This is a genomic window from Sphingomonas sp. Leaf198 (genome assembly GCF_001424005.1).
Lineage (GTDB): Bacteria > Pseudomonadota > Alphaproteobacteria > Sphingomonadales > Sphingomonadaceae > Sphingomonas.
In genome coordinates this window covers 302,802-329,311 of record NZ_LMPX01000003.1, presented here as the reverse complement: position 1 = coordinate 329,311, position 26,510 = coordinate 302,802, and the positions used below count along the sequence as shown (strand labels likewise).

At 67.0% G+C, this 26,510-nt stretch carries 25 protein-coding genes; 17 read left to right on the top strand and 8 right to left on the bottom strand.

Features of this window, described 5'->3' with window-relative positions; genetic code table 11:
- The first annotated feature begins 13 nt into the window (after positions 1-13).
- Complete coding sequence (locus tag ASG20_RS14120) at positions 14-1,399, top strand: dipeptidase (protein ID WP_231420582.1); 1,386 nt, start codon at positions 14-16, stop codon at positions 1,397-1,399.
- A gap of 14 nt (positions 1,400-1,413) precedes the next feature.
- Here the strand turns inward: ASG20_RS14120 and ASG20_RS14115 are convergent, their stop codons facing one another.
- The 5 genes from ASG20_RS14115 to ASG20_RS14095 form a co-directional block, all read right to left on the bottom strand.
- Entirely contained in the window at positions 1,414-2,661 is a 1,248-nt protein-coding gene (locus ASG20_RS14115) for an MFS transporter (protein WP_056053967.1), read from the bottom strand.
- The gene (locus ASG20_RS14110; protein WP_056054796.1) at positions 2,651-3,655 is read right to left on the bottom strand and encodes a histone deacetylase family protein; all 1,005 of its coding nucleotides are present in this window, start codon (positions 3,653-3,655) and stop codon (positions 2,651-2,653) included. The genes ASG20_RS14115 and ASG20_RS14110 overlap by 11 nt, the downstream gene beginning before the upstream one ends.
- 91 nt (positions 3,656-3,746) lie before the next feature.
- Positions 3,747-4,304, bottom strand: a complete 558-nt coding sequence (locus tag ASG20_RS14105) for a 2'-5' RNA ligase family protein (RefSeq protein ID WP_056053965.1) — start codon at positions 4,302-4,304, stop codon at positions 3,747-3,749.
- A gap of 218 nt (positions 4,305-4,522) precedes the next feature.
- The gene (locus tag ASG20_RS14100) at positions 4,523-6,088 is read right to left on the bottom strand and encodes a lysine--tRNA ligase (protein ID WP_056053960.1); all 1,566 of its coding nucleotides are present in this window, start codon (positions 6,086-6,088) and stop codon (positions 4,523-4,525) included.
- 57 nt (positions 6,089-6,145) lie between these two features.
- Entirely contained in the window at positions 6,146-6,451 is a 306-nt protein-coding gene (locus ASG20_RS14095) for a hypothetical protein (protein WP_056053958.1), read from the bottom strand.
- Between the two features lie 223 nt (positions 6,452-6,674).
- Here ASG20_RS14095 and ASG20_RS14090 point away from each other — a divergent pair, with 223 nt between their 5' ends.
- Together ASG20_RS14090 and ASG20_RS14085 are read left to right on the top strand one after the other, a co-directional pair.
- Entirely contained in the window at positions 6,675-9,374 is a 2,700-nt protein-coding gene (locus ASG20_RS14090) for an ATP-dependent DNA helicase (RefSeq protein WP_056054794.1), read from the top strand.
- 8 nt (positions 9,375-9,382) lie between these two features.
- A complete protein-coding gene (locus ASG20_RS14085) occupies positions 9,383-9,919 on the top strand; it encodes a SixA phosphatase family protein (protein WP_056053955.1) in 537 nt (178 codons plus the stop codon).
- A gap of 260 nt (positions 9,920-10,179) precedes the next feature.
- Here ASG20_RS14085 and ASG20_RS14080 read toward each other — a convergent pair whose 3' ends face one another.
- Positions 10,180-10,704 carry a YceD family protein gene (locus tag ASG20_RS14080; RefSeq protein ID WP_056053951.1) on the bottom strand — a complete coding sequence of 175 codons (525 nt, stop codon included), beginning with the start codon at positions 10,702-10,704 and terminating at the stop codon, positions 10,180-10,182.
- Positions 10,701-11,207: a ubiquinol-cytochrome C chaperone family protein gene (locus tag ASG20_RS14075; protein ID WP_236698776.1), complete on the bottom strand. Its 507-nt coding sequence runs from the start codon at positions 11,205-11,207 to the stop codon at positions 10,701-10,703. Before ASG20_RS14075 ends, ASG20_RS14080 begins: the two co-directional genes overlap by 4 nt.
- Positions 11,208-11,351: 144 nt before the next feature.
- Here ASG20_RS14075 and ASG20_RS14070 point away from each other — a divergent pair, with 144 nt between their 5' ends.
- From ASG20_RS14070 to ASG20_RS14040, 8 genes are all read left to right on the top strand, one after another.
- Positions 11,352-11,861 carry an outer membrane protein assembly factor BamE gene (locus ASG20_RS14070; protein WP_121885801.1) on the top strand — a complete coding sequence of 170 codons (510 nt, stop codon included), beginning with the start codon at positions 11,352-11,354 and terminating at the stop codon, positions 11,859-11,861.
- 237 nt (positions 11,862-12,098) lie between these two features.
- A complete protein-coding gene (locus ASG20_RS14065) occupies positions 12,099-13,529 on the top strand; it encodes a glycosyl transferase family protein (RefSeq protein ID WP_056053943.1) in 1,431 nt (476 codons plus the stop codon).
- Positions 13,526-14,542 carry a hypothetical protein gene (locus ASG20_RS14060; protein ID WP_056053941.1) on the top strand — a complete coding sequence of 339 codons (1,017 nt, stop codon included), beginning with the start codon at positions 13,526-13,528 and terminating at the stop codon, positions 14,540-14,542. The genes ASG20_RS14065 and ASG20_RS14060 overlap by 4 nt, the downstream gene beginning before the upstream one ends.
- A gap of 43 nt (positions 14,543-14,585) precedes the next feature.
- A complete protein-coding gene (locus ASG20_RS14055) occupies positions 14,586-15,500 on the top strand; it encodes a sulfite exporter TauE/SafE family protein (RefSeq protein ID WP_056053938.1) in 915 nt (304 codons plus the stop codon).
- A 56-nt stretch (positions 15,501-15,556) separates the two neighbouring features.
- Positions 15,557-16,276, top strand: coding sequence for a TIGR02186 family protein (locus ASG20_RS14050; protein ID WP_056054789.1), 720 nt, complete (start codon positions 15,557-15,559; stop codon positions 16,274-16,276).
- Between the two features lie 76 nt (positions 16,277-16,352).
- Positions 16,353-18,047, top strand: a complete 1,695-nt coding sequence (locus ASG20_RS14045) for an ATP-binding protein (RefSeq protein WP_056053935.1) — start codon at positions 16,353-16,355, stop codon at positions 18,045-18,047.
- A 231-nt stretch (positions 18,048-18,278) separates the two neighbouring features.
- On the top strand, positions 18,279-18,704 hold the full coding sequence (locus ASG20_RS19475; protein ID WP_156364334.1) for a hypothetical protein: 426 nt from the start codon (positions 18,279-18,281) through the stop codon (positions 18,702-18,704).
- A complete protein-coding gene (locus tag ASG20_RS14040) occupies positions 18,688-18,903 on the top strand; it encodes a helix-turn-helix transcriptional regulator (protein ID WP_269083215.1) in 216 nt (71 codons plus the stop codon). Before ASG20_RS19475 ends, ASG20_RS14040 begins: the two co-directional genes overlap by 17 nt.
- 58 nt (positions 18,904-18,961) lie before the next feature.
- Here the strand turns inward: ASG20_RS14040 and ASG20_RS14035 are convergent, their stop codons facing one another.
- Positions 18,962-20,464, bottom strand: a complete 1,503-nt coding sequence (locus ASG20_RS14035) for a M23 family metallopeptidase (RefSeq protein ID WP_056053932.1) — start codon at positions 20,462-20,464, stop codon at positions 18,962-18,964.
- Positions 20,465-20,662: 198 nt separating this feature from the next.
- On the opposite strand from ASG20_RS14035, the gene ASG20_RS14030 reads away from it, so the two are divergent.
- From ASG20_RS14030 to ASG20_RS14005, 6 genes are all read left to right on the top strand, one after another.
- The gene (locus ASG20_RS14030) at positions 20,663-23,155 is read left to right on the top strand and encodes a helicase-related protein (RefSeq protein ID WP_056053929.1); all 2,493 of its coding nucleotides are present in this window, start codon (positions 20,663-20,665) and stop codon (positions 23,153-23,155) included.
- Between the two features lie 7 nt (positions 23,156-23,162).
- Positions 23,163-23,456, top strand: a complete 294-nt coding sequence (locus tag ASG20_RS14025) for an RNA-binding S4 domain-containing protein (RefSeq protein WP_082471007.1) — start codon at positions 23,163-23,165, stop codon at positions 23,454-23,456.
- A 310-nt stretch (positions 23,457-23,766) separates the two neighbouring features.
- Entirely contained in the window at positions 23,767-24,108 is a 342-nt protein-coding gene (gene fdxA, locus ASG20_RS14020) for a ferredoxin FdxA (RefSeq protein WP_031393648.1), read from the top strand.
- Positions 24,109-24,310: 202 nt separating this feature from the next.
- A complete protein-coding gene (locus ASG20_RS14015; RefSeq protein ID WP_056053923.1) occupies positions 24,311-24,844 on the top strand; it encodes a CarD family transcriptional regulator in 534 nt (177 codons plus the stop codon).
- Positions 24,845-24,965: 121 nt separating this feature from the next.
- Entirely contained in the window at positions 24,966-25,697 is a 732-nt protein-coding gene (locus tag ASG20_RS14010; protein WP_056053921.1) for a head GIN domain-containing protein, read from the top strand.
- A 37-nt stretch (positions 25,698-25,734) separates the two neighbouring features.
- On the top strand, positions 25,735-26,460 hold the full coding sequence (locus tag ASG20_RS14005) for a GIN domain-containing protein (protein WP_168371635.1): 726 nt from the start codon (positions 25,735-25,737) through the stop codon (positions 26,458-26,460).
- Positions 26,461-26,510 lie beyond the last annotated feature (50 nt).

The following is a 26,510-nucleotide window of genomic DNA, read 5'->3' as shown; positions in this document are numbered from 1 at the left end:
GGGGGACCAAGAGATGATCGCCGCCTTCCTGCTCATCGCCGCGCAGTCGAGCCCGGCCGCGGTGCCGGACCCGCAGATCGCGCGTCGCGTCGCGCGCGTGCTGGAGCGCAGCCCGGTGATCGATGGGCATAACGATCTCGCCTGGGAGATTCGCGAGCTGCACGACGCGAAGGTCGAGGCGGTCGATCTTTCCGTCGACACCGCGCGGCTGCCGAACCCGTTGCAGACCGACATTCCCCGGCTGCGGAAGGGTCATGTCGGCGGGCAGTTCTGGTCGGTCTACATTCCCGCCGACGCGCCGCGCGCGGTCGAGATGACGCTGGAGGAGATCGACATCGTCCGCCGCGTCGTCGCCGCCAACCCGGCGATTTTCGAACTCGCCACCACTGCCGCCGACATCCGCCGGATCGAGAAGGCCGGGCGGATCGCCTCGCTGATCGGCGTCGAGGGCGGGCACCAGATCGACGGGCGGCTGTCGGTGTTGCGTCAATATCGCGCGCTCGGTGTGGCGTACATGACGCTGACGCACGGCAAGAGCCTGAACTGGGCGGACAGCTCGACCGACGCACCACGTGCCAACGGGCTCAGCAATTTCGGGCGGCAGGTGGTCGCGGAGATGAACCGGATCGGCATGATCGTCGACGTCTCGCATGTGTCCGACGCGACGATGGCCGCGGCGCTGGCGGCGACCAAGGCGCCGGTGATAGCGTCACACTCCAGCGCACGGGCGATTGCGGATGCGCCGCGGAATATCCCCGACGACCTGCTCCGCGCGATCGGCGCGAACGGCGGCGTGGTGATGGTGAACTTCTACCCGTCGTTCCTGTCGGGCGCATGGCGCGTCTGGGACGTCGCACGCTCGGCCTATGCGAAGTCGGTCGGCGTTCCGGCGAACGTCTACGGCGCGAAATCGCCTGCGCCGCTGGTGGCATGGGACACGGCGCATCCGGAGCCGCAGGTCACCGCCGCGACGGTCGCCGATCATGTCGAGCATATCGCGACGATCGCTGGTCACGATCATGTCGGGATCGGCGGCGATTTCGACGGCATCCAGGGGACGGGGCCGATCGGTCTGAAGGGCGTCGACGGCTATCCGCTGCTGTTCGCCGAGCTCGCCCGCCGAGGCTGGAGCGATGGTGACATGGCCAAGTTGTCCGGCGGCAACGTCCTCCGCGTCATGGAGCGGGTCGAGGTCGTCGCGAAGAGCATGGCGGGTATGCGGCCGGTCGATGCGACGGACGTGGCGTCGCGGTTGAGGGGATTAGCGGCCTCGTTCGCGCTCCGACTAGACCCCGGCCCCGCCCCCAGCCCCATTCCGTCACCCCAGCGAAAGCTAGGGTATTCCTCCGTATCAGATGACGTGGGTCAAACGATGATATCCCAGCTTTCGCTGGGATGACGGGTGGAGGGCGGTCAAGGATCCGGCATCCGCTGCGGCGCCGGCGGCTCGACCATCAGCGGCGGCACCGTCCGCAGCACCAGCCCGATCACCAGTGCGGCCACGCCGAGCAACAGGCAGAACGCCGTCACTCCCGGCCAGCCGGCGTGTGTCCAAGCGAACCCGCCGGCGGACCCCAGCACGCTCGACCCCATGTAATAGAAGAACAGATAGAACGCCGCCGCCTGCCCGCGCGAGCCGCCGCCGCCTGCAACCTGTGCTCGCCTGCCAACCCAGGCGCTCGCGATCGAATGCGCGCCGAAAAAGCCGATCGTCACGACCGCGATCCCGGAGATTACCAGGACCAGCGGCGTCATCGCGGTCAGCGCGACGCCGGCGATCAGCAGCACGACGGGTATCCAGAAGACCTTCCGCCGCCCGAGCTGTCCCGCCAGCGTCCCGAACTTCGCCGAACTGACCGACCCGAGAACATACAACAGGAATACTGCGCCGACCGCCGCCTGGCTGAGGCCGTAGGGCGGGCTCATCAACCGGAAGCCTGCATAGTTATAGATCGTGACGAACACGCCCATCAGCAGGAACGCCTCGAGATACAGCAGCGGCATCGCGCGATCGGTGAACAGCGCGACGGCACTACGCAGCAATGCACCCGGCCGACCCACGCTGGGCGTGAAATTGCGCGAGAGCGGCGCGAGCCGACGGAACGCCTCCGCCATTGCGAGGCCAGCGACGCCGACCGCAGCGAGCGCCCAGCGCCAGCCTTCGAGATCGGCGACGATGCTGACGACCAGTCGCCCGGCCATCCCGCCGAGCGCACTGCCGGCGATATACAGCCCCATCGCCGCGCCGACCGAGCCCGAATCGACCTCCTCCGCGACATAGGCCATCGCTACCGCCGGCACGCCCGCGAGCGCGACGCCGGTCAGGAACCGCAACACGAGCAACCCGCTCCAACCCGGCACGACCGCCGCCGCCAGCGTCAGCGCACCGGCTGCAAACATTGCCACGATCATCAGTGAGCGCCGGCCCATGCGATCCGATACGAACCCGGCGAACAATATGCCGATCGCCAAGGGCCCGGTCGCCAGCGACACCGCGAGCGATGCACCCTCCGCGGTCAGTCCGAACTGTGCAGCGAACAGCGGCAGCAAAGGCTGTACCGAATACAGCAGCGAGAAGGTCGAGAACCCTGCGAACAGCATCGCCAGCGTCAGCCGACGATAGGCGGGCGTGCCCAAGGCAATTGGCGCGTCAGAACCCATTGAGGAAGCTCGTGACATTGTGGCCTAGCGCATCGACCGCGTATCCCCCTTCCATGACGATGACGGTAGGCCAGTTGCGTGCCGCGATATCGCGCGCGAGGACCGCGTAATCTGGCGTGGTCAACTTGAAGTGCGAGATCGGATCGCCCTCCCACGTGTCCGCGCCGAAGCTGACGACGAGCAGGCCGGGATCGAACGTGGCGATCGCGTCGAGCGCGGTCGTCTGCGCGGCCCGGAAGGCATCGATCTGCGTGCCGTGGGGAAGCGGGAGGTTCAGCGTAGTGCCGACTCCTTCGCCCTCTCCAGTCTCGTCGGCATGGCCCCAGTAGAAGGGGTAGTCGGTCTTGGGATCCGCGTGGACTGAGGCATAGAACACGTCGCCGCGAGCGTAGAAGATGTCCTGCGTGCCGTTGCCGTGGTGATAATCGATGTCGAGGATCGCGACGCGCGCGACACCGGCATCGCGCGCGGCCTGTGCGGCGATCGCGGCGGTGTTGAGGTGGCAATATCCGCCGCAATAGTCCGCGCCGGCGTGGTGGCCGGGCGGGCGGCACAGCGCGAATGCTGCGCGGTCGCCGTCGAGGACCGCGTGCGTCGCGGCGAGCGCGGACTGTGCGCTGCCGTAGGAGGCGGCCCAGGTCTCGGGCGTAATCGGCGTGGTCGCGTCGAAGCTGTGTGCGCCGATCAGCGCGTCGATCCGGGTGAGGTCGAGCGGACGGCGGCCGCGGATCGGGAAGGTGTAGGGGATCGCATCGCCTTCCCGCCCCGCTTCGCGCCACAGTCGCGCGGCGTCTTTCAGAAACGCGACATAAGCGGGGGAGTGCACCGCAAGGATCGGCGCCTCGCCGCGATCCTCCGGCGTCTCGAGCGGACCGACAGCACGCAGGATCGCGTCGATCCGCGCGGGCGTCTCGGCATAGGCAGTGAACGCGCCGTTGTGCAGTTCGCGCGCGGGCGCATGGGTTCGCTGGGCGTCGTCGAAGAACAGCCGCATGTTCGCTCCTTTGTGCGCGGTCATGAGGGAAGAACCAACCGATCGCGTCCGGGGTCCTACGGGATCGCGCGCGCCCGGCAAATTCGAAGGCTCAGAACAGCGCCAGTTGCCGATCGTCGTCGCCGCTCAGCAGCCAGCGGCCGAGCACGTCGTGTCGCGTTCGCCCTACATGGCTGTGGACCAGTACGAACGCATCCGCCGTCCAGCCGATCGGCGCGATGTCTTGCGTGAACGGCGCGCCGTCGCGGTAGCCGAGCGTCATGTGAGCACTCGAGCGAAAGCCGGCGCGGGCGCGTAGCCCTGCCGCCTCGCGCGCTACGGCGATCCGCTGATACAATGCGGCGAAGGATGCGTTTTTACGGCGGGGACGCATCGCAATGGATCGATCGCTGCCGATCACGGTATCGAACTCGATCGCGAACGGCGCTGCCTCGACCGCATCGCCGATCGCCTTCAGGTCCCGCTCCAGCGCGGTCGATACGCGGTCTTGGTCGTCGAGGATGTCGATCGTGACGTGGAGATGCTCGGGGCGCAGCTTGTCCCTGTCGGTCTCGAACCATGACGCTGCAGCGGTGATCTGGCGCGCTAACGGGAGTGGCGGGCGGAGCGCGAAGAACAGGCGATGACGCGCGAGTGGTCGATGAAACATGCCGGTTTCCGAATCGGGGGAGGCGGACTTGTTGCTAATATGTTCTATCAAATTCGTCTAGGTAACTCACGAAATCGAAGGGCCCCATGCACCACCCCGGCGAAGGCCGGGGCCCAATTGGAAAGGTCACAGTAACGAAGCGTGGAGGGGAGTTAGCAACGTCCCCCAATTGGGCCCCGGCCTCCGCCGGGGTGGTGCATCGTTGCTAGTTCGCCCCTCTACCGCGCCAACGCCTCGGCGATCAGCTTCCGCGAGTTCGCCACGCCGTACAGCGCGATGAAGCTGCCCATCCGCGGGCCCTGCTCCGAGCCCAGCAGCGTCTCGTACAGCGCCTTGAACCAGTCGCGCAGGTTCTCGAACCCGCCGGTCTTGCCGATTTCGTAGATGATGTTCTGGATATCCTCCGCGCTCGCCTCCGCGGGCAGCGCGGCGAGTTCCGCGTCCAACCGCTCCAGCGCCGCGACCTCGACACCCTCGGGCGCGCGGCGCTTCAGCGTCGGCGCGACGAAATCGCGGCTATAGGCCAGCGCGTAGCCAATCAGCCGGTCGAGCTCGGGATATTTGGCCGCGGACGCGTCCGGCACATAATTGGCCAGATAGCCCCAGACCTGCTCCTTGCTCGCATCGCCCATCACGCCGACGAGGTTGAGCAACAGCCCGAACGTCACCGGCAGCTCGCCTGTCGGCAGCTTGCCGTCGTGGATGTGATGGACCGGGTTGCCAAGCTGCTGCTTCAGGTCCTGGCCCGCGTAATTGCCGCGGAACTGCCAATATTCGTCCACCGCGCGCGGGATCACGCCCATGTGCAACGACTTGGCCTTCTTCGGCTCGCGGTAGGCGTAGAACGCGAGCGATTCCTCGGGGCCGTAGGTCAGCCACTGCTCGAGGCTCAACCCATTGCCCTTCGACTTCGAGATTTTCTCGCCATTCTCGTCGAGGAACATCTCGTAGTTGAAACCCTCGGGCGGACGGCCGCCGAGCACGCGTGCGATCTTCGACGACTGGGTGACCGAATCGATCAGGTCCTTGCCCGCCATCTCGTAATCGACGCCGAGCGCGACCCAGCGCATCGCCCAGTCGACCTTCCACTGGAGCTTGGCCTTGCCGCCGAGCACCGACTGCTCGATCCGCTGGCCCTCATCCTCGAACGCGATCAGCCCGGCCTCGGCGTCGATCACTTCGATCGGCACCTGCAATACGATGCCGCTCGTCGGCGAGATCGGCAGCACCGGCGAATAGGTTGCGCGACGTTCTGCCCGCAGCGTCGGGAGCATCACGTCCTGGATGCCCTGGAAGTGACGCAGTACGCCCTTCAGCGCCTCGTCGAAGCGGCCGGAGGTGTAATATTCGGTGGACGAGGCGAACTCGTAGTCGAAGCCGTAACGGTCGAGGAATTCGCGCAGGATTGCATTGTTGTGTGCGGCAAAGCTGGAGTGCGTGCCGAACGGATCGGGAATCTGCGTCAGCGGCTTGCCGAGATGCTCGCGCAGCATGTCGCCGTTGGGGACATTGTCCGGAACCTTGCGCAGACCGTCCATGTCGTCAGAGAACGCGATCAGCCGCGTCGGCGTATCGCTCAGCGCGTGGAAGGCGTTGCGCACCATCGTCGTGCGCAACACTTCGTTGAACGTGCCGATATGCGGCAGGCCCGACGGTCCATAGCCCGTCTCGAACAGTACCGGGTCGCCCGACTTGCCGTTTGGATAACGCTTGAGGAGTTTGCGCGCCTCCTCGTACGGCCAGGCTTTGGACTCGAGGGCGGCGGTGCGGAGTTCGTCGGTCATGATACAGCGCGACTAGCGCGTGCATTCGTGTCCGTCACCCCCACCGCCGCTCGCGACTCAGCGGCAACGATCCTTCGCGGTGATCGTCCGGTCGACCGCCCGGCCACCGAGCGCACCCGCTGCGCCGCCGGCGAGCGTGCCGAGCAAGCCGCCGCCGACCGCATTGCCGAGCACCGCACCGCCGACGCCGCCTGCGACAAGGCCGGTCGTGCCGCTCGAATGACGGCAACGCTTGGCGCGGTAACGGCGGTCATGCCCGCGATATTCGCGCTTCGAGCGTGCTTCGGCCTTGCCCGTGGGGATCACGGCAGCCGCCGGGATTGCAAGCGAGAGCGCGCTCAGCGCCATGAGAAACTTCCGCATGATGATCGTCCCTGTTTATGTAGATGATGATGTAGATAAAGTTCGGTATCGATACAGGCGCAACGCACGCGCTTCATGTCGGTTGCGTAACAGGCCGGAGTCGGCGGCCTTGTTTGCATTTGCATGATCGGCGGCGGCGCTTTCTTGGCTGCGACACATTCAAATACGCGAGTTCACGGCACAAAAGGTTGCCCTTTCGTTCTCATTGCAGCAAGGTCTCGCGGTGCTTCGCTATCCAGCCCTCTACGCCAGCCACGCCGGCATCTGGATCGCGAACGCGGACGGCGCGCGTCCGATTGGGCGAGGCGAGGCGATCCGGATCGCTGCCGATACGCCGGTCATCATGCTCAACGCGCCGCTGGTCGGGCAGCGACTCGGGTATCCAGATCTGTCGGGGCTCGATTTGCTCGAACTCTATGCGTTCCTCCGCCCGGCGCAGTTCGCGGTGCCGACCCCGAAGGGGATTGCGCGGGTTACCGGGCTCGACGTGCCGACCGAGGACGCAGAGGTTGCGCCGTTCCTACTGCGTGCGGCCGAGGCGATGCTGGCGCTTACCGATGGCGACTGGCCCGAGCGCGAAGGCGCGTGGACGGCGGCGCAATCGCTGTTCCGCCTGCGCTGGCCTTGGGCGTCGGTCGTCGCCGAACGTCTGAAGAAGCCCGCGGTCAACGAACGCTGGCTGTTCTCGTCGCTCCCCGAATGGGAGGAGCACGCGCCGCGACCCGCGCCGCGCACCGTGACGATCGAGCCCGGCGATGCCGAGGCGCGGCTTGTCGACCTCACCGGCCACGGTGCGGAGGAACGCCCCGGCCAGCGCGCCTATGCCGGTGCCGCCACCGCCGCGTTCGCGCCGCGCGCGATGCGCGACACGCCGAACCTCGTGCTCGCCGAAGCGGGCACCGGGATCGGCAAGACGCTCGGCTATCTCGCCCCCGCCTCGTTATGGGCGGAGAAGGCCGGCGGCGCGGTATGGATCTCGACCTACACCAAGACTCTGCAACGGCAGCTCGGCCAGGAAACCGCGCGCCTCTATCCCGACGCGGCGATCCGGAAAGCCAAGGTCGTCACGCGCAAAGGCCGCGAGAACTACCTCTGCCTGCTCAACCTGGAGGACGCGTTGCAAGGCGGGTTCGCGGGGCGCGCGGCGATCCTCGCGCACCTCGTCGCGCGCTGGGCCGCGTACAGCGCAGACGGTGACATGGTCGGCGGCGACCTGCCCGGCTGGCTGCCGACGCTGTTCCGCCGCAACGGCTCGACCGCGCTGACCGACCGGCGCGGCGAATGCGTGTACGCCGGCTGCCCGCACTACCGGAAATGCTTCATCGAGCGCGCCGCCCGCGCCTCGTCCGACGCCGACATCGTCATCGCCAACCACGCGCTGGTGATGGTCAACGCGGCAAGGGGGCGCGAACTCGCCACCCGGCCGACGCGGTACGTGTTCGACGAGGGCCATCATATCTTCGACGCCGCCGATTCGATGTTCGCAACGGCGCTGACCGGCGCCGAGACGATCGAACTGCGCCGCTGGATCCTCGGCCCCGAATCGAGCGGTCGCGGGCGCCGGCGGGGGCTCGCCGCACGCCTGTCCGATCTCGCTAGTTATGACGAGCAGGGAGCGCGGGCGATCTCCGACGCGGTGACCGCGGCGGGTGCACTGGCGTCCGACGGCTGGCTGCAACGGCTCGGTGAAGGCGCACCGTTCGGGCCGATCGAGACGCTGCTCGCCGCCGTCCGGGGGCTTACCTACGCGCGGGCTGAACAACCGGGCGACGCGGGGTACGGCCTGGAGACCGAACTCGCCGAACCCGACGCCACGCTGATCGAAGCCGCCGCGCCTGCCGCCGCCGCGCTCGACGGACTCGTTCGCCCACTCGTCACGCTTGGCCGCCGCCTCGAAGCCGTGCTCGCCGAAGCGCCCGACTGGATGGACGCGCCCGCGCGAGCCCGAGTCGAAGGCGCGATCGCCTCGATCGGCTGGCGGGCGGAGACGGTGGCGTCGTGGCTGTCGCTGCTCGCGCGCGTCGGCGGCCCGGTAGACGCCGATTTCGTCGACTGGCTCGCGGTCGACCGGATCGAGGGGCGCGAGTTCGATATCGGGCTGCATCGCCACTGGCTCGATCCGACGCGACCGTTCGCCGAGATCGTCCTGAAGCCTGCGCACGGGGCGCTCGTCACCTCGGCGACGCTGACCGGCGGCGGCGATTGGGAAGTCGCCGAAGCCCGCACCGGTGCGCCGCATCTCCTCCGTCCCGCCGCGCGGTTCGAGGCGAAGAGCCCGTTCGATTACACGCGCCAGGCCGAAGTGCTGATCGTCACAGACGTCAAGCGCGGCGATATCGGCGCGCTCGCCAACGCCTATGCGCAGCTGATCGTCGCCAGCCGAGGCGGGACGCTCGGGCTGTTCACCGCGATCCGGCGCCTGCGCGGCGTACATGGCCGCATCGCCGATCGACTCGCGCGCGAAGGCCTGCCGCTTCATGCGCAACACGTCGATCCGATCGATACCGGCACCCTGGTCGATATTTTCCGCGACGATCCGGGGGCATCGCTGCTGGGCACCGATGCGCTGCGCGACGGTGTCGACGTGCCCGGCGAGTCGCTGCGGCTGGTGGTGATGGAGGGCGTGCCTTGGGCGAAACCGTCTGTGCTGCACGCCGCGCGACGGCTCGCGGGCGGCGGTTCGGCGTATGACGACCGGCTCGTCCGCGCGCGTCTAGCGCAGGCGTTCGGCCGGCTTATCCGGCGCGCGGATGACTCCGGCGTGTTCGTAATGCTGTCCGCGGCGATGCCGTCGCGACTGCTCAGCGCATTCCCTCCGGGCGTACCGATCGCGCGCGTCACGCTCGAAGAAGCGGTGGCCCGAGTCGCAAGCCGGCTTTCCTCGCCAGCGCCGGTAGGGCATGAAAGCCGCGAACCGGCTTGAGGATTGCCATGAAGACGTTGACGCTGTTGCGCCACGCCAAGTCAGGCTGGGACGATCCGGTCGCGCGCGATTTCGACCGCCCACTCAACGCCAAGGGCAAGCGCGCCGCGGCGATGGTGGGGCGGCACATGCGGTCGCTGGGATTGGCGTTCGATCATGCGATCGCGTCGCCGGCGGTTCGGGTTTCGGAGACCTTGGAGCAGATCGAATCGGGCTATGGTCGGACGATCGCGCCGAACTTGGATCGGCGTGTGTATCTGGCTTCGGCGGCTACGTTGCTGGATGTGGTGCACGGTTTTCCGGCCGAGTCGGAGAGCGCGCTGCTGGTCGGGCATAATCCTGGGTTGGAGGATCTGGTGCTGATGCTGGTCGCGGATGGGGCCGATCCGCTGCGCGACGCGGTCGAGGACAAGTATCCGACGGCGAGCATTGCCGAGCTTCAGTTCGAGGGGGATTGGGGGGATGTCGCGACCGGCACCGCCCGCCTGACCCGCTTCATCCGCCCCCGCGATCTCGATCCGACTTTAGGCCCCGACGCGGATTAAAGAGTGTTTCCCCGCGAAGGCGGGGAGACAGACTGGGCTCCCGCCTTCGCGGGAGAACAAGGGGTGCGGGAGGTGCCAAAAACGCGCACCATCCCGATCCACTAGCCACCCCGGCGAAGGCCGGGGCCCAATTGGGCACGGATGGTGAAGTAGCGTGGACCGCCGTTACGACCACCTTCCCAATTGGGCCCCGGCCTTCGCCGGGGTGGTGCGCGTGTTTAGGTAGTCCGATCATCAACAGGCCAAGACAGCAAACCCGCTCAGCTCTTCCCGGCCATCCTAGCCTTCAGATCGGAGAACGCATTCGCCGGACGGAACTCGTCCTCGCTGATGACGCCCGCCGCCGCCAGCGCCGCCGCCGCGTTCGGCCCGCGCGGGAACGGATCGATCGCCAGCGCCAGCGTGTCCGCCGCAGCCTCGCCAAGATCGATCGTGCCGCCCTCGATGGCGACCGTGTCGAGCGCGTCGTCGGACAGTTCGACCTCGTCGCCCTCGGACACCAGCTGTGCGACGAACAACAGCGCGACCGGCTCGTCGATCTTCGTGTCGAGCGGTTCGTCGGTCACCGAACACGCCTGCACCGCCGCGCCGGTGACGCGGCCCTTCACGACGATGCCGCTCTCGGTGCGCTTAATCCCGAGTCGCGCGTCGAGACGCGTGATCGAGAGCAGCGCGAACCGCTTGGCCAGCGCCGCGCGCTCGTCCTCGGTCGCGGAGATCTCGACGATCCGCTCGCGTTCGCCGATCGTGTCGAGGCGTTCGGGGCGGCTGAACTCGGGCTTCACGGTAATTCTCCAGATAACAAATTTGGTAGCGGCGTCGCAGCCAGCCCCGCATGAAACGTCATCACCGACTCGCCGACATGCGTCAGCGCGGAATGGTCCGGCTGAGCACCCCGATACAGGTTCCGCACCAGAGCCGGCGCGATATCGCCCGCCACCAATCCCTCGCGGTATGCGCCGAGACGGCCGCCGAGCATGCTCATCATCTTGCCGATATGCTTGCCGACGATGATGTCGCCGATCCCGATCTCGCGGAGCTGCCCGTCCATGTCGTCGACGAATCGCTCGGCCAGACGTGCCGCGGGTTCACCACCCGCCGGCTCCGTCTCGAGCCGCAGCATCACGATCGCCAGCAACGTCGCGATCATGTCGAACCGGCCGTCGACCGTGTCCGGCACCGCGCCCTCGACATACCAGTGTTCCGCGCGCGCCCGACCGACCACCGCATTATACAGCGGCAGCGCCTCATCCGGCTTCTCGCCGAGCAGTCTTCCAAACCAGCCCAATCCGTCGTCCTTCAGGTCGCAACCGCGCTTCGGCTTGTTTGCCTGCGCAACCTCGCATATCGAGGCGATCGGCGGCCGATGCAAATGCGTTCGCTCGTGTTCCGCGTGACCCAGTCTCGGCTTAGTATGGCCCCGGGAGAGTATATGAGCGTCGTTTCCACCCGTATCGTCCAAGTCGCGGCCATCGGCCTCGTCGCGCTGGCGAGCGCGGGCTGCACCCAGTTGCGCTCGCACCAAGGCTATGTGGTCGACACCGACCTCGTCAACTCGGTTCAGCCGGGCGTCGACAACCGCCAGTCGGTGCTCGCCACGCTGGGCAAGCCGACGATCGCCGGCCAGTTCGATCAGGGCGACTGGTATTATCTCGCGCGCGACAGCCGCAACCTCGCGTTCCGTAACCCGCGCCCGAACGCGCAGATCACGTTGCAGATCAGCTTCGACCAGAAGGGCACCGTCACCGCGATCCGTCGCGGCGGGCTAGATCAGGTCGCCTCGATCAAGCCATACGGCAAGAAGACGCCGACGCTGGGTCGCGAACGCGGGTTCTTCCAGGATCTCTTCGGCAACATCGGCACGGTCGGCGCAGCGGGGGCTGGCGGCGGTGGTGCGGGTAACGGCAGCAACACCGGTGGCGGCGGTCGCGACCGGCCGTAATTTCGGTGTGATTCGCGCGTCGTAAGGCCGGTTTGGCCGCGCCGCGTGCTACGCATCGGCGCGGCCGGCCCGATAACGGTTCGGCGCCGATCCCGAAAGGGGGGAAAGGGATCGGCTGGTTAACGCGCAAGGTGCGCGAAGGTTCTCCCATTCCCGCGCGCGGCAAACATTCGATTCGGATCAGGTTGAGACCGAAACGGATACAACCTCCTATACTCTCCGCGCCGGGGGTGCGATGTGCGCGAGTCGTTGTGGATCGTCGACGCATTCGCGCACGAGACCTTGCTGTTTGCCGGAGTCGGATTGCTGCTCGGCGGCATCGACGACCTGCTGATCGACCTTGTCTATATCGTCAGGCGCATCCTCTATGGGCGTCGGCCACGCCTGACGCTCGCCACCCTGGCGCCGCCGCACACCGTCGGTCGGATCGCGGTGTTCGTCGCCGCATGGGACGAGGTGGCGGTGATCGGCGGCATGTTGTCGGCAGCGGTCGAGCGCTACGAGCATGACGACTATCGCATCTATGTCGGTCTCTATCCCAACGACCGGGCGACGATCGACGCGGCCGCAGCAGTAGCCGAGCGCGACTCGCGCATCCACCTGGTCATAGGGCCGCGTGACGGCCCGACCACCAAGGCGGATTGCCTCAATACGCTTTGGAAAGCGCTGCGCCGCGACGATGCGCGCGAGGACGCCAAAACCAAGGCGATCGTCCTCCATGACGCCGAGGACGTCGTCCATGCGCAGGAATTACGCGTCTTCGACAGCCTGATCGACCGGTACGAGGTGGTGCAACTGCCGGTCCTGCCGCTGGTCAATCACGGGTCGCGGCTGGTGTCGGGCCATTATGCCGACGAGTTTGCGGAGTCGCATGCCAAGCAGATCATCGTGCGCACGGCGCTCGGTGCGGGGATGCCGCTGGCCGGGACGGGCTGCGCGATCGCGCCCGAGGTCTTGGCGATGATCGCCCAGGCGCGCGGCGGCGAGCCATTCGACGCGACCAGCCTGACCGAGGATTACGAGCTTGGCCTGCGCCTCGCCGAACTCGGGGCACGCGGCATTTTCGCGCGGGTGGCGACCGACGAGGCTGGCGGCGTGGTCGCGGTCCGTGCGTATTTCCCGGGGACGATCACCACCTCGGTACGACAGAAGACCCGCTGGATGACGGGTATCGCGCTGGCCGGCTGGGATCGTACCGGATGGGCATCCCCTCGCGCGTTCGCCGATCACTGGATGCGGATGCGCGACCGCCGGGCGCCGCTCGCCGTCGTAGTCCTCGCGGTCGCCTATGTCGCGATTCCGGCATGGGGCACGGCGCTGCTACTGCACTGGCAGATCGGCGCGGTCATGCCCTACCCCGCGCCGCACCCGATCGCCTTCGTCCTGCTCGTCGCCAACGCCGCGCTGCTGATCTGGCGGCTCGCGATGCGGATGATCTTCACAGGACGAAGCTATGGCCTGCGCGAGGCCCTGTGGTCGCTGCCGCGCTTTCTGGTCGGCAATCTCGTCTCGCTGATCGCGGCACCGCGCGCGGTCATCGTCTATATCGGCATGCTGCGCGGCGCGGCGCCGGTTTGGGACAAGACCCGCCACGAGTTTCCTGCCGGGCCGGCCGACACCGATACGCTCCCGTCAAGTCCGCCGCAGTCCATCGCCGCCGCGGGATGACGGGCGGTCGTCCGCTGCGGTTCCTGGCGATGGCGCTGGGCGGGTGGACGATGATCAGGATCGCGTTCGTGTTGTCCGATGGCCGGGCGCTGCCCGATGGTGGCGCCATTCCCGCGGTGATCAGGATTCTGGTTCCCGATGCCGTCGCCACGGTGTTGGCGCGGACGGAAGGGCGGCTGCGCACGGTCGGCAGACGTATCGCCGCGCCTATCGTCGCACCGATCTTGACGCCGAGCTTGCACTTCCCGGCGCGCACGCGGACATCCGGCATTCCCGAACGGACCGATCTCCGCTTTCTGGCGCCTCCGCCCCCGCCTCCCCCTAAGTGGAAGCGGCAAATCGTCCCACTACCGTCCCCGTTCGCACCGCCAGCGCGCGTGCGCGACGCAAAACGATTGAACGGCAGCGCGTGGCTGCTTGTTCGCGGTGGCCCCGCAGGCACGTTGTCGGGCGGACAGCTCGGCGCCTCGCAAGGCGGGGTGCGGTTGACCTACGCGCTGGGAGGACGCCGCCGGTTCGCACTGGCCGCGCGTCTTGCGGCGCCGCTGCGGGGCAAAGGCCGCGAAGCCGCGCTCGGAGTCGAATGGCAACCCACCACGCTGCCGATCCGGCTGATCGCCGAGCAGCGGTTCGTGCTGGACGGCGGTCGCGGCGGCCCGACCCTGGGGATCATCGCCGGCTATGGCCCAGCCGACATCGCACCCGGCGTCCGCGTCGAGGCTTACGGCCAGGCCGGCGTCATAGCCCGCGATGGCGTCGAAAAGTTCGTCGACGCGTCCGCGCGGATCACGCATCCGCTTGGCCATGTCGCGGGCGCCCGCATCGATATCGGGGTCGGGATCTGGGGCAGCGCGCAACGCGGCACCGAACGCCTCGACATCGGCCCGTCGCTGGTCGTCGGCGTGCCGATCGCGGGCAAATCGCTGCGCCTCACGCTCGACTGGCGCGAACGCGTGGCGGGCGCCGCGCGTCCCGGTTCCGGCCCTGCCCTGTCGATCGGCAGCGACTTTTAAGACGGCCTAGCCGCGCCGCCGGGTTCCGGTGTAACGCGTGTGCGTGGACCTGTATCTCCCCGTCGCCAACCTGTCGGTCAACGCGCTCGTGATCATCCTGCTCGGCGGGGGAGTCGGGCTGTTGTCGGGCATGTTCGGGATCGGCGGCGGGTTCCTGACGACGCCGCTGCTGATCGTCTACGGCATCCCGCCGACCGTCGCCGCCGCTTCGTCGGCCAGTCAGGTGACCGGCGCCAGCGTCTCGGGCGTGTTCGCGCATTTCCGCCGCAAGGGCGTCGATACCAAGATGGGCGGTGTCCTCGTCGCGGGCGGTATCCTCGGCTCGTTCTTCGGCGCGTGGCTGTTCCGCCTGCTCCAGCAAAGCGGCCAGATCGATACGGTGATCGCGATCGTCTACGTCGTCATGCTCGGCTCGATCGGCGGCCTGATGGCGAAGGAATCGATCGGCACGATCGGTCGCGCGCGCACCGGACGCCCGCCGAAAGCGCGCAAGCGGCGCCATCATCCGCTGGTCGCCGCACTGCCGCTCCGCACGCGCTTCTACGCATCGGGGCTCTACATATCGCCGCTCGCGCCGCTGCTGCTCGGCTTCTGCACCGGCATCCTGACGATCCTGCTCGGGATCGGCGGAGGCTTCATCCTGATCCCGGCGATGATCTATCTGCTCGGGATGGCGACCTCCGTGGTGGTCGGCACCTCCTTGTTTCAGACGCTGTTCGTGACCGCGGTCGCGACGATGGTGCACGCGACGACCACCAAAGCGGTGGACATCGTGCTCGCCGGATTGCTGCTGCTGGGCTCGGTCGTCGGTGCGCAGATCGGCGCGCGGTTCGCCACCAAGTTCAAACCGGAATATCTCCGCCTCGCGCTGGCGGTGATGGTGCTGCTGGTCGGCGCCCGCATCCTGCTCGGCCTGGTCTGGCGGCCCGAGGAGATCTTCTCGGTCACGCTTTCGTGACGGTCGGGACCCAAGCGCTGAAGCCGGCATGGCTCATCCTGCTCGCGCCGCTAATGATGGCGCAGGCCAAGCCGGTTCTCGTTCCCGACGTGTCACAGCGCAATATCGAAATCGCCTACAGCTTCACCGGTGCCGAACTGCTGCTGTTCGGCGCGATCCTGTATCCCGGCGGCCGCCTGCCGAGCGGCGAGCATCCGACCGATATCGTCGTCGTCGTGAAGGGCCCGACCCAGTCGATCCTGATGCGCGAAAAGGAGAAGGTCGCGGGCATCTGGGTCAACGCGTCGCGGCTGCGCTATCGCTCCGCCCCCAGTTTCTACGCGATCGCCTCGTCCAAGCCCATCGGGCGGCTGGTCGACGATCGCACGCGGGCGATCTACGAGCTCGGGCTCGACAGCCTGCAACTGTCCCCCGCCTCCAGCGCGCCGACCGACACGCAGGACCGGTTCCAAAAGGGGCTCGTCGACCTGAAACGCCGCGCCGGCCTGTATTACGAAGCGCCGCGCGCAGTCGAGATCACCGACGACGTGCTGTACCGCGCGCGCGTCACCATTCCCGCCCGCGTCCCCGTCGGTCGCTTCACCGCGGAGACGTTCCTGATCCGCGACGGCCGCGTGCTGGCGGCGGCGGTGCGCGATATCGACATCCGCAAATCCGGCTTCGAACGCTTCGTCGCGCGCGCCGCGGAGCGTTCGTCGGTGGTCTACGGACTGGTCGCGGTCGCGCTGTCGGTGTTCCTCGGCTGGGCGGCGGGGTGGATCGCGCGCAAACTGTAAGGAATTTCTCCATCCTCACCGGATATTTACGCCTTTGACGACATAGCGTCGGTGCGATGAGCGGGGTCCAGGAACAATGACGGAAATGCCGGGCTCGAACGCGTTTCACGATGCCTCACCTTTGGCCGGGCCTTTTGCCGGTACGCAGCTGAACGACCTGTTGGCCGGCGCGCAGGCGCCCGCCCCGATCGGCGTGGTCTATGCGATCGCCGGATCGAGCAGCCGGGTGTTGCTGGATCGCGCGTCGATCGTCGCATTGTCCGACGATTCCGATCCCGTCATTGCCGCCGCGGGCCAGGTCGGCAGCCAGATCAAGATGCGCATTGGGGCGTCGTGGCTGGTCGCCAACATCCGTTCGCTCAAGCTGGAGGATAGCGCCGGCACCTGCATCGCCGCGGAGATCGACTATCTCGGCGAGGGCGACGAGGAGCGCCTGACCGGCAAGCTCTACACGTTCCGTCGCGGCGTCACCCGCTATCCGATGCCGGGGTGCGAGGTGTTTCCGGTCACCAGCGCCGACCTGAAACAGATCTATGCCGCCGGCGACCGCGCCAATATCGAGGTCGGCATGGTCTATCCGACCAGGGACATCCGAGCCGCGCTATACGTCGATGCGATGCTCGGCAAGCATTTCGCGCTCGTCGGCTCGACCGGCACCGGCAAGTCGACCGGTGCCGCGTTGATCCTGCACCGGATCTGCGAACTGGCGCCACAAGGCCATATCGTGATGATCGATCCGCACGGCGAATATGCCGCGGCGTTCAAGACCAACGGCGCGATCTACGACGTCACGAACCTGCAGATGCCGTATTGGCTGATGAATTTCGAAGAGCATTGCGAGGTCTTCCTGACCAGCAGCGGCTCCGCGCGGCAGTTCGACGCCGACATCCTCGCCAAGTGCCTGCTGATGGCGAAGGCGAAAAGCCGGCTCGGCCAGGAGATCGCCAAGCTGACGGTCGACGCGCCGATCCCGTATCTGCTCAGCGACCTGACCAACATCATCAGCCTGGAAATGGGCAAGATGGATCGTGCCGGCGACACTGCGCCCTATCTCCGCCTCAAGACCAAGATCGACGAGATCAAGGCCGATCCGCGCTATGGCTTCATGTTCTCGGGGATGCTGGTCGCCGATACGATGGCCGCGTTTCTCGGTCGGATCTTCCGACTGCCCGGCGACGGCAAGCCGATCTCGATCATCGACGTCTCGGGCGTGCCGTCCGACATCACCGCGGTGGTGGTCGCGGTGCTGGCGCGGATGACGTTCGATTTCGCGATCTGGTCGCGCAACGAACCGCAGCGCCCGATCCTGCTAGTGTGCGAGGAGGCACATCGCTACATCCCCGCCAGTCAGGAAACCAACACCGCAGTCGGTCGGATTCTCGGCCGGATCGCCAAGGAAGGCCGCAAATACGGCGTGTCGCTCGGGCTTATAACGCAGCGCCCGTCCGATCTCGCGGAAGGGGTGTTGTCGCAGTGCGGCACGATCATCGCGATGCGCCTCAACAATGATCGCGATCAGGCGTTCGTGCGCGCCGCGATGCCCGAAGGTGCGCGGGGGTTCCTCGATTCGATCCCCGCGCTGCGCAACCGCGAATGCATCATCTGCGGCGAAGGCGTGACGATCCCGATCCGCGTCTCGTTCGACGATCTCGAGGACGCCAAGCGCCCCGCCTCGGGCGACCCGCTGTTCTCCGAACTCTGGCGCGACGTCGGCGGCGAGGAGCAGATCATCGCCCGCACGATCCAGCGCTGGCGCGCGCAGGGGAAATAGCGACGTCTCGTTACGGACGTATGGCTTTGAAAACCGGACGGGGCGACTTCGCGTAAGGAGGTCGAACACGCCCGATTGATTCGCGTGGGATGCATCGTCGTACCGCTGGGCTTTTCGCCACTTGTCGCCGCATGCAGAACTTGTGATTTTTGAATCAATCTGCCCAAAACGGCTTGTTGACTCTAGTAACCTATGGGTTACATGTAACCCTAGGGTTACATGGAGATCGACATGACAGCAATCGATGTAGCGGAACGTAAAGGCCGTTATCGGGCGACCAGTTTCTACGTTTTTGCCGCGATGAGCGTGGTGACCTTGTGGGTCAGCATGGCAATGCCCGGAAGTGATCTTCTGCGAGGTATATGGACAGGACTGAGCTTCGCAGCGGCAATCAATCTGTTGCCGCTCGCTCGCTGGCTGAAACCTAATAGCGCCGTAGCCCGGCTACTTGATGATGATGGGGTTCGAGAACATCGACGGATGAGCTGCACAGCGGGCTTCTGGGCTTCGATCGTATCCGCGTTTGCTGTCGCGATCACCGTAGAGGAAGCGGCTCCTATCAGCGCATTTGACGCCGTGCGTGTGGTCGCAACCGCAGCGATCGCAGCGGCACTTATTAGTTTTGCCACGCTGGAATTGCGTGCAGCTCGTGGGTGATCGCCTTTTCAATATCCTCAAGGCTGAGCGTGAGCGGCTCGGACTCACTCAGGGTGCGCTAGCAGAAGCTATCGGCGTTAGCCGTAAGACGATCAACACGATTGAAAATGGTATCTTCGTCCCATCGACGCTGCTTGCACTTAAGCTTGCGCGTACGTTGGATCGTCCAGTCGAAGCGCTATTTCAGATCGAGGAATAATACCAAGCAGCTGATACAAAACTTTTGATTTGTGCATCAAGTGCATCAGGAACGTACGCTACCCGCCGACCCGCACAGCCAGCAACCGCGCGACCTTGGCGCTGAACGCACGCAGCTTGCCACCGGACAGTTGCGCGACGTTGGCGAACGACACCGAGCGCGGGTTGATCGCGGCGCCGTTCTTCCACACTTCCCAGTGGAGATGCGGGCCGGTCGACATGCCCGTGGAGCCGACATAGCCGATCACCTGGCCGGCGCGGACGCGAGTCCCCGACGCCACCGCGATCCGACTCATGTGACCGTAGCCGCTCGCCATCCCGCCGCCGTGAACCAGCTTGACGAAATTGCCGTAGCCGCCGGTGCGCCCTGCGAACGTGACGATGCCGTCGGTCATCGCGTGGATCGGCGAGCCGTAGGGCGCACCGATATCGAGGCCCTTGTGCATCCGCGTGAAGCCGAGCAGCGGATGCATGCGCAGGCCAAAATTCGAGGTGATGTGACCCAGCACCGGCATGCCCGACACGGCGCGACGCTCGGTCTGGCCGTTCGCGTCGAACCAGCCGCCGCGGCTCGACTCGTCGTCGGCATCGACGGTCGCGGCGTCGGGAGCGAACCGCACGAGCTGCACCTTCCGGCGGCCCTGATCGAGACCGGCGAACAGAAGGTCGCCGATCTTGGTTTCGCCGGTTGCGGCACGCTGCCGCTCGACGATCACGTCGAAGCTGTCCGCGGCATCGACATCGCGCCCGATCGACAATCGCGTCGAGATCGCCTTGATATACGACTCGACTGCCTTGGCCGGGACGCCGGCCGCGCGCGCGGAACGGTACAGGCTTGAGCCGACCAGCCCCTGTATCCGCAACGGGGTGGAGTCGATCGCGATCGGTTTGCGGTCGACCGTCAGCCCCCCCGCCCCGCGCGCGAGCGACAGCGCCAGATCGAACCGCGCGCGGAAATCGAGCTTTTCCAGCGGCCGCGCGACGGTGCGGTCCGGCCGCCGTCCGAGCGTCAGTGCGATCCGCGTGCCCGCCGGGATCGCCTTCGGATCGACGGATTGCGCGACCAGCGCCGCAGCGGCTTCGGCATCGTTGCGACCGACGCCCGCGCGGATCAGCGCCCGGTCGAAGCTGTCCCCGTCGCCGAGCGTCGCGGAGAGGTCGATGCTGGGGCGCTCTGCCACATCGGCGAGCGGCGCGACGAGATCGTTCGCCGCCATCCGCCGCCCGGTCGTCGCGCCTTGGGCAAGCGGCGCGATGCCCTGTGCCCGCGTCTCCTCCCACTCCGCACCGGCGAGTGGCGACGGCACGGCCCCGACGAGCGGCTTGAACCCCGGCGACAGCATCCAGGTCGCAGCACACAGCGCCGTGCAGGTCGCGAACCCGCGCCACCAGTCGAGACTGCCGATCGCCGCGCCCAGATCGGGCACCCAGTCGATCCGCATCGCCCGGTCGCGCAACAGTGCACGCGTCGGCCGGGGCAACGACGACGCGGGCGCACGACCGAACCCCTGGCCCGGTGCCGCGCCCGCCAATTCGAAGCCCTGATCGTTACGAAGATACACGCAGGCCCGCCCCGATGGTGCCGGTCCCCCCGGCTTCAGGCGGTCGTTGTGGTCGCAACCTGCTAAAGTCAAATTAACCGGTGTGTGCGCATCGCCAGGATCGCGGCGAGATGTGCGGTCTTGGCGCCGGATCGTTAATACCGAGGAAACTCTGCGCAGGTCATTGCGCACGCAGACTTTACCCCCGATGTTGCTGGGATGAACGACGGCGCGAACGACGGGATCACGGCGGTTCTCGGCCCGACCAACACCGGCAAGACGCACCTCGCGATCGAGCGGATGTGCGCGCATTCCAGCGGCATGATCGGCTTTCCTCTGCGATTGCTGGCGCGCGAGGTTTATGACCGCGTGGTGGCGATCAAGGGCGCGAACCGCGTTGCGCTGGTGACGGGCGAAGAGAAGATCGTGCCGCCCGACGCGCGCTGGTTCCTGTGTACCGCCGAGTCGATGCCCGATCGCGACGTCGCGTTCGTCGGGCTCGACGAGGCGCAACTGGGGGCGGATCCCGAGCGCGGGCATGTCTTTACCGATCGCCTGATGCGCGCGCGCGGGCGCGAAGAGACGATGATCCTTGGCTCGGAGGCGCTTCGACCGATGATCAAGAAACTCGTTCCCGGCGCGGAGATCGTCAACCGGCCGCGCTTCTCGACGCTGACCTATGCCGGCGCGAAGAAGATCAGTCGGTTGCCCAAGCGCTCGGCGATCGTCGCGTTCTCTGCGGAGGAGGTGTACGCGGTGGCCGAGATGCTGCGGCGTCTTCGCGGTGGTGCTGCCGTCGTGATGGGGGCGCTGTCGCCGCGTACCCGTAACGCGCAGGTCGCGATGTTCCAGGCGGGCGAGGTCGACTATCTGGTCGCGACCGACGCGATCGGGATGGGGCTCAACATGGACGTCGCGCATGTCGCGTTCGCCAGCCTCAACAAATTCGACGGCAAGCGCCAGCGGCGCCTGACGGTGGCGGAGATGGCGCAGATCGCGGGGCGTGCGGGGCGACATCAGCGCGATGGCACGTTTGGGGCGCTGTCGGACGATGGCCCTGGCGCGTTCCTGCCCGAGGAAGTGCTGGCGATCGAGGAACACCGGTTTCCGCGACTCGAGAACCTTTACTGGCGTCAGGGCGAGCCTGATTACGCGAGCATCGATGCGTTAATTGCGAGCCTCGAAGCGCGCCCGCCCGCCGGTGTTTTGCGCGCCGCGCCGCAAGCCCTCGACCTCGGCGTCTTGAAGCGGCTGGCGGAGGAAGGCTGGGTCCGCGAACGCGCACGGCACCCGGCGATGGTCGCGCGGCTGTGGGCGGCGTGCGGCGTGCCCGATTTCCGCAAAGTCGGGCTCGATCCGCATGCGCGTTTCGTATCGCGGGTGTTCGGGCATCTGAGCGAGGGGCGTGGGCATATCCCGCACCAGTGGTTCGCGGACGAGATCGCGCGGCTCGATACGGTGGCGGGCGACGTGCCGGTGATCGCCGGGCGGATCGCCGCGACTCGGATCTGGGCATATATCGCACAGCGCGCCGACTGGCTGGCCGAGCCGACGCTCTGGGCCGCGCGCACCGCTGCGCTGGAGGAACGCCTGTCGGATGCGCTCCACGCCAGCCTGACGCAACGGTTCGTCGACAAGCGCACGACCGCGTTGATGCGTCAGATCGGGGCGGATGCGGGCGCGCTGCCGGTAGTGATTGGGCCCGAGGGCGAGGTGATGGTCGAGGATCATCCGATCGGCCGCCTCGACGGGTTTCGCTTTACCGTGGCGGCGGACGCGCGGGCGAGCGACAAGCGTCTGCTGCTCGCGGCGGCTGAAAAGCGTCTTACCGGCGAGCGGTCGCGGCGCGGGCAATCGCTGGTCGATGCGCCCGACGCCGACATCGCGCTCGACGACGCGGCGCAGATCATCTGGGCGGGGCATTCGGTCGCCAAACTTGGCGCAGGGCCGTCGTTCGCGCGGCCGAAGCTGATCCTCGATCGCTCGCTCGACTGCCTCGACAAGGCTGCGCGGGAGCGGATCGAGGCACGGCTGGCGCGCTGGCTTGGCACGATGCTCGGCCGGCGACTCGGCGTCCTGGTCAAGCTCGCCGAGGCCAGTCGCGATCCCGCGGCGACGTCGGCGTTGCGGATCGTCGCGAGTACGATCGAGGCGGCGGGCGGGATCGTGCCGCGGCTGCCGTTGCGATTGTCGCTCGACGCGATCGACGCCGACGAGCGGAAGTGGCTGCGCAAGATCGGGATCACGATCGGTGCGCTCGATCTGTTCGACCCGCGGCTGACGAAGCCCGAGGCCGCGCGCTGGCGGCGGGTGCTGGCGGTCGCGCGCGGGGCGATCATCGCGGCACCGCGCGAGGGCGCGACGGTGTTGGCGCGGGGCAGCGAGGGCGCTGTGCTGGAGGCGGGGTTCCGCCCGCTGGGGCTGCAGGCGGTGCGCGTCGACCTGATCGAGCGGATCGCGCGGGCGGCGCACGACTCGCGGCAGGGGCGGACGCCGTTCGCGCCCGATCCGGCGCTGGCGACGTCGATCGGGCTTGATCCGGCGTCGCTGGAGCGACTGATGGCGGAACTCGGATTCAAGGCCCTGGCGGGGGACGCGCCGAGGTGGGTCTGGCGTGGACGTCCGCCCGCGCGCGCCGTGGCGCCGACGCCGATCGATCCTTCGCGGCAGAATGCGTTTGCCGGACTTGCCGCACTGGTCGGCCATGGTTGAAGGCGCGATGCGGATCGATCGGTTCCTGTGGTTCGTGCGGCTCGCGAAAACGCGCAGCGCCGCGCAGACGATCGCCGAGAAGGGGCATCTTCGGATCGACGGACGGCCGATCGATCGCGCGCATTGCCCGGTGCGGGTTGGGAATGTGCTGACGTTTGCGGTTGAGGAGCGGGTGCGGGTGATCCGGGTGGAGGCGTTGCCGGCGCGGCGCGGGCCGGCGCCCGAGGCGCAAGGGTGTTATCAGGATCTGATTGCCGGGAAGACGCCGGTTGGTACGGTTCGCGATCCTGCTTCGGAGTGACTGAGTGCAGTGACCTCCGCGATCGTTGACGCAGACGATGGCGCCACAGCGACCCCCGTCATCCTGACGAAAGTCAGGACCCAGGATACCAAAGGCAGCGTCTCGTGGCTCTGGGTCCTGACTTTCGTCAGGATGACGGAAGGGGGGTGGGCGACTGGATGACGGAGGGGTGTTGGGCAGGAGAGGATGCGAGAGCGACAAAGCGTGATAACGTCTCGCAGAAGGCTTGCTATGATTGACGCGACCGACCTGCGCGCATAGTCGCTGGCGCGTTCGTCGCCGGAAAGGAATCCGGCCCAGGAGTTCTGCAATGACCTACGTCGTCACCGATGCCTGCATCCGCTGCAAGTACATGGACTGCGTGGAAGTGTGCCCGGTCGACTGCTTCTACGAAGGCGAGAACATGCTGGTGATCAATCCCAGCGAGTGCATCGATTGCGGCGTGTGCGAGCCGGAATGCCCCGCCGAGGCGATCCTGCCCGACACCGAGAGCGGCCTTGAGCAGTGGCTCGAGCTGAACACGACGTTCTCGGCGCAATGGCCCAACGTCACGCGCAACGACAACCAGACGCCGCCGGATGCCGACGCCATGAAGGGCGTCGAGGGCAAGTTCGACAAGTATTTCTCGCCCGAGCCCGGCGCAGGCGACTGATAAGAGGCGGCGAATCCCGAAAAGGGCAAGCCGCCTGCCACGTTCGGCTGGTAATTTTGTTGCAAAGCTGCTAGAAGAGTCCGCGACGGGCGCGATGATTCACGTCATCCGCCTGACGTGTAGACCTATCCCTCCCCCGATGCAGCAGCGACGAGTCCTTCGTCGAGGCGTCGCGGCGAGGCCTGATCCGGAAAGGCCCCAAATGGCTGCCAAGGCACTGTCCTTCGATGTCGGTGATTTCGTCGTTTATCCCAAGCACGGGGTCGGCCGTGTGATCGAGCTCCAGCGCTCGGAAATCGCCGGCATGACACTGGAACTCTACGTCCTCCGGTTCGAGAAGGAGCGCATGACGCTCCGCGTACCGACCAACAAGGCCGAAAGCGTCGGCATGCGCAAGCTGTCGTCCGACAAGACGATGCGCGAGGCGATGGACACGCTCAAGGGCAAGCCCAAGGTCAAGCGCACCATGTGGTCGCGCCGCGCGCAGGAATATGAAGCGAAGATCAACTCGGGCGACCTCGTGTCGATCGCCGAAGTGGTCCGCGATCTGTTCCGTGCCGACGACCAGCCCGAGCAGAGCTATTCCGAGCGCCAGATCTTCGAAGGCGCGACCAGCCGCCTCGCGCGCGAACTGGCGGCGATGGAAGAGCTCGACGAGCCCAAGGCGCAGGAGAAGATCCTCGACATCCTCCGCGCCGCGGCCGCGATCTACAACAAGGACAAGGTGCCGGCATAACGCCTTCGCACTCGATCCGAACGCGAAAGGGCGGTCCTGCGGGGCCGCCCTTTTTCGTTAAATTCCGGTTTGCAGATGCCGCGTGCGAGTGTATTGCATAGACAATACACAGGAGGATGCGATGAACTTTCTTGCGCTCGGACTGATCATTCCTCTCGCGGCCTGCTCGTTCAGCTGGAACGGCGACAGCGAAGGCTCGGGGGCTGCGGCGGCGGGATCGGGAACGACCCGTACCTATCAGGTCACCGGCTTCGACGGCATCGACCTGCGCGGCTCGGACGATATCGACGTACGGGTCGGCACCGGTTTTTCGGTCCGGGCGGAAGGGCCGTCGGATCAGCTCGAACGGCTGACGATCGAGCGTAGCGGCGAGACGCTGAACGTCAGCCGCAAGAGCGGCTCGAGCTTTGGCTGGAACAAGAGCGGCAAGGTGAAGGTGTACGTCACGCTGCCACGGCTGACCGACGCAACGGTCTCGGGATCGGGCACCATCGCGGTCGACCACATCGAGGGCGCGAAGTTCGCAGGCGGGATTCCCGGGTCCGGCAACCTGAATATCGCCGCGATCCGGGTCGAGGATGCCGCATTCTCGATCGCCGGATCGGGCACCGTGCGCGCCTCGGGTACGGCCAGGATGCTCGCGATCAACATTGCCGGCTCGGGCGCGGTCGATGCGCCGAAGCTTCAGGCACGGTCTGCCAAGATCGACATTTCCGGCTCGGGCAAGGTCCACGCGATCGTCGACGGCCCTGCCTCGGTCGGCGTGTCGGGTTCGGGCAATGTCGATCTCGGTCCGAACGCGCGCTGCACGATTTCGAAGTCGGGCTCGGGGTCGGTGCGCTGCGGGAAGTGACTTGCCGGCGGGCGCGGAAGCAGCGACGGTCGCGGGCATGAGATATCTGCTCGCTCCGCTGCTGCTACTGTCCTCGCCCACGCCGGCCGGCGCGGCACCCGCAGCGAGTCGGACGGTCTCGGTCGGCAGCTTCGACCGGATCCGCGTGGAGGGCCCGTTCGAGGTGCGCGTCTCGATCGGTTCGCCGCGCGCGACGATCACCGGCGACGTGAACGAGGGGGTGGCGGTGCGCGTCGATGGCACGACCTTGTCGGTCCGCAAGGGCACCGGCGGCTGGGGCGAGCAACCGCGTGGTGCAAGCGGAGGCAGTGGGCCAATCGTCATCACGCTCTCGACTCCCGGTCTCGTCTCGGCGAGTGTCGCTGCGGGCGGGCGGCTGACGATCGCGCTGATGCGCGGGATGAAGCTCGACGTGACGGTCAGCGGCAATGGCAGCCTCGCGCTGACGGAGGCCGACACCGACCAGTTGAATGCGACGCTGATCGGCACCGGCGAGTTGACTCTCGCCGGCCGTGCCGCCCGCGCGCGCCTCATCGCCAGCGGCCCGGGCGCGATCGATGCCACCGGGCTGGCGGTCAACGACCTGACCGTGCACCTCGACGGCGTCGGCGACGTGAAGGCGGCAGCGCGCTACACCGCGCAGGTGACGAACAGCGGGCTGGGAACGGTGACGGTCGCGGGCCCCGCGAAATGTCGGGTGGATGCGGCGGCTGGCGGACCGGTGGTATGCGGGAAGCCGGCGGCGGAGGTCTCTGCTCCGTAAGAGAAGATGGCGCGTCTGCCGCCCCATCCACATTGGCTTCTTCCGACCGA

Coding starts and splice junctions, on each gene's coding strand:
- ASG20_RS14120 (WP_231420582.1), top strand. CDS start 14: ATGATCGCCGCCTTCCTGCTCATCGCCGCGCAGTCGAGCCCGGCCGCG.
- ASG20_RS14115 (WP_056053967.1), bottom strand. CDS start 2,661: ATGGGTTCTGACGCGCCAATTGCCTTGGGCACGCCCGCCTATCGTCGG.
- ASG20_RS14110 (WP_056054796.1), bottom strand. CDS start 3,655: ATGCGGCTGTTCTTCGACGACGCCCAGCGAACCCATGCGCCCGCGCGC.
- ASG20_RS14105 (WP_056053965.1), bottom strand. CDS start 4,304: ATGTTTCATCGACCACTCGCGCGTCATCGCCTGTTCTTCGCGCTCCGC.
- ASG20_RS14100 (WP_056053960.1), bottom strand. CDS start 6,088: ATGACCGACGAACTCCGCACCGCCGCCCTCGAGTCCAAAGCCTGGCCG.
- ASG20_RS14095 (WP_056053958.1), bottom strand. CDS start 6,451: ATGCGGAAGTTTCTCATGGCGCTGAGCGCGCTCTCGCTTGCAATCCCG.
- ASG20_RS14085 (WP_056053955.1), top strand. CDS start 9,383: ATGAAGACGTTGACGCTGTTGCGCCACGCCAAGTCAGGCTGGGACGAT.
- ASG20_RS14070 (WP_121885801.1), top strand. CDS start 11,352: ATGAGCGTCGTTTCCACCCGTATCGTCCAAGTCGCGGCCATCGGCCTC.
- ASG20_RS14060 (WP_056053941.1), top strand. CDS start 13,526: ATGACGGGCGGTCGTCCGCTGCGGTTCCTGGCGATGGCGCTGGGCGGG.
- ASG20_RS14050 (WP_056054789.1), top strand. CDS start 15,557: ATGGCGCAGGCCAAGCCGGTTCTCGTTCCCGACGTGTCACAGCGCAAT.
- ASG20_RS14045 (WP_056053935.1), top strand. CDS start 16,353: ATGACGGAAATGCCGGGCTCGAACGCGTTTCACGATGCCTCACCTTTG.
- ASG20_RS19475 (WP_156364334.1), top strand. CDS start 18,279: ATGACAGCAATCGATGTAGCGGAACGTAAAGGCCGTTATCGGGCGACC.
- ASG20_RS14030 (WP_056053929.1), top strand. CDS start 20,663: ATGAACGACGGCGCGAACGACGGGATCACGGCGGTTCTCGGCCCGACC.
- ASG20_RS14025 (WP_082471007.1), top strand. CDS start 23,163: ATGCGGATCGATCGGTTCCTGTGGTTCGTGCGGCTCGCGAAAACGCGC.
- fdxA (WP_031393648.1), top strand. CDS start 23,767: ATGACCTACGTCGTCACCGATGCCTGCATCCGCTGCAAGTACATGGAC.
- ASG20_RS14015 (WP_056053923.1), top strand. CDS start 24,311: ATGGCTGCCAAGGCACTGTCCTTCGATGTCGGTGATTTCGTCGTTTAT.
- ASG20_RS14010 (WP_056053921.1), top strand. CDS start 24,966: ATGAACTTTCTTGCGCTCGGACTGATCATTCCTCTCGCGGCCTGCTCG.
- ASG20_RS14005 (WP_168371635.1), top strand. CDS start 25,735: ATGAGATATCTGCTCGCTCCGCTGCTGCTACTGTCCTCGCCCACGCCG.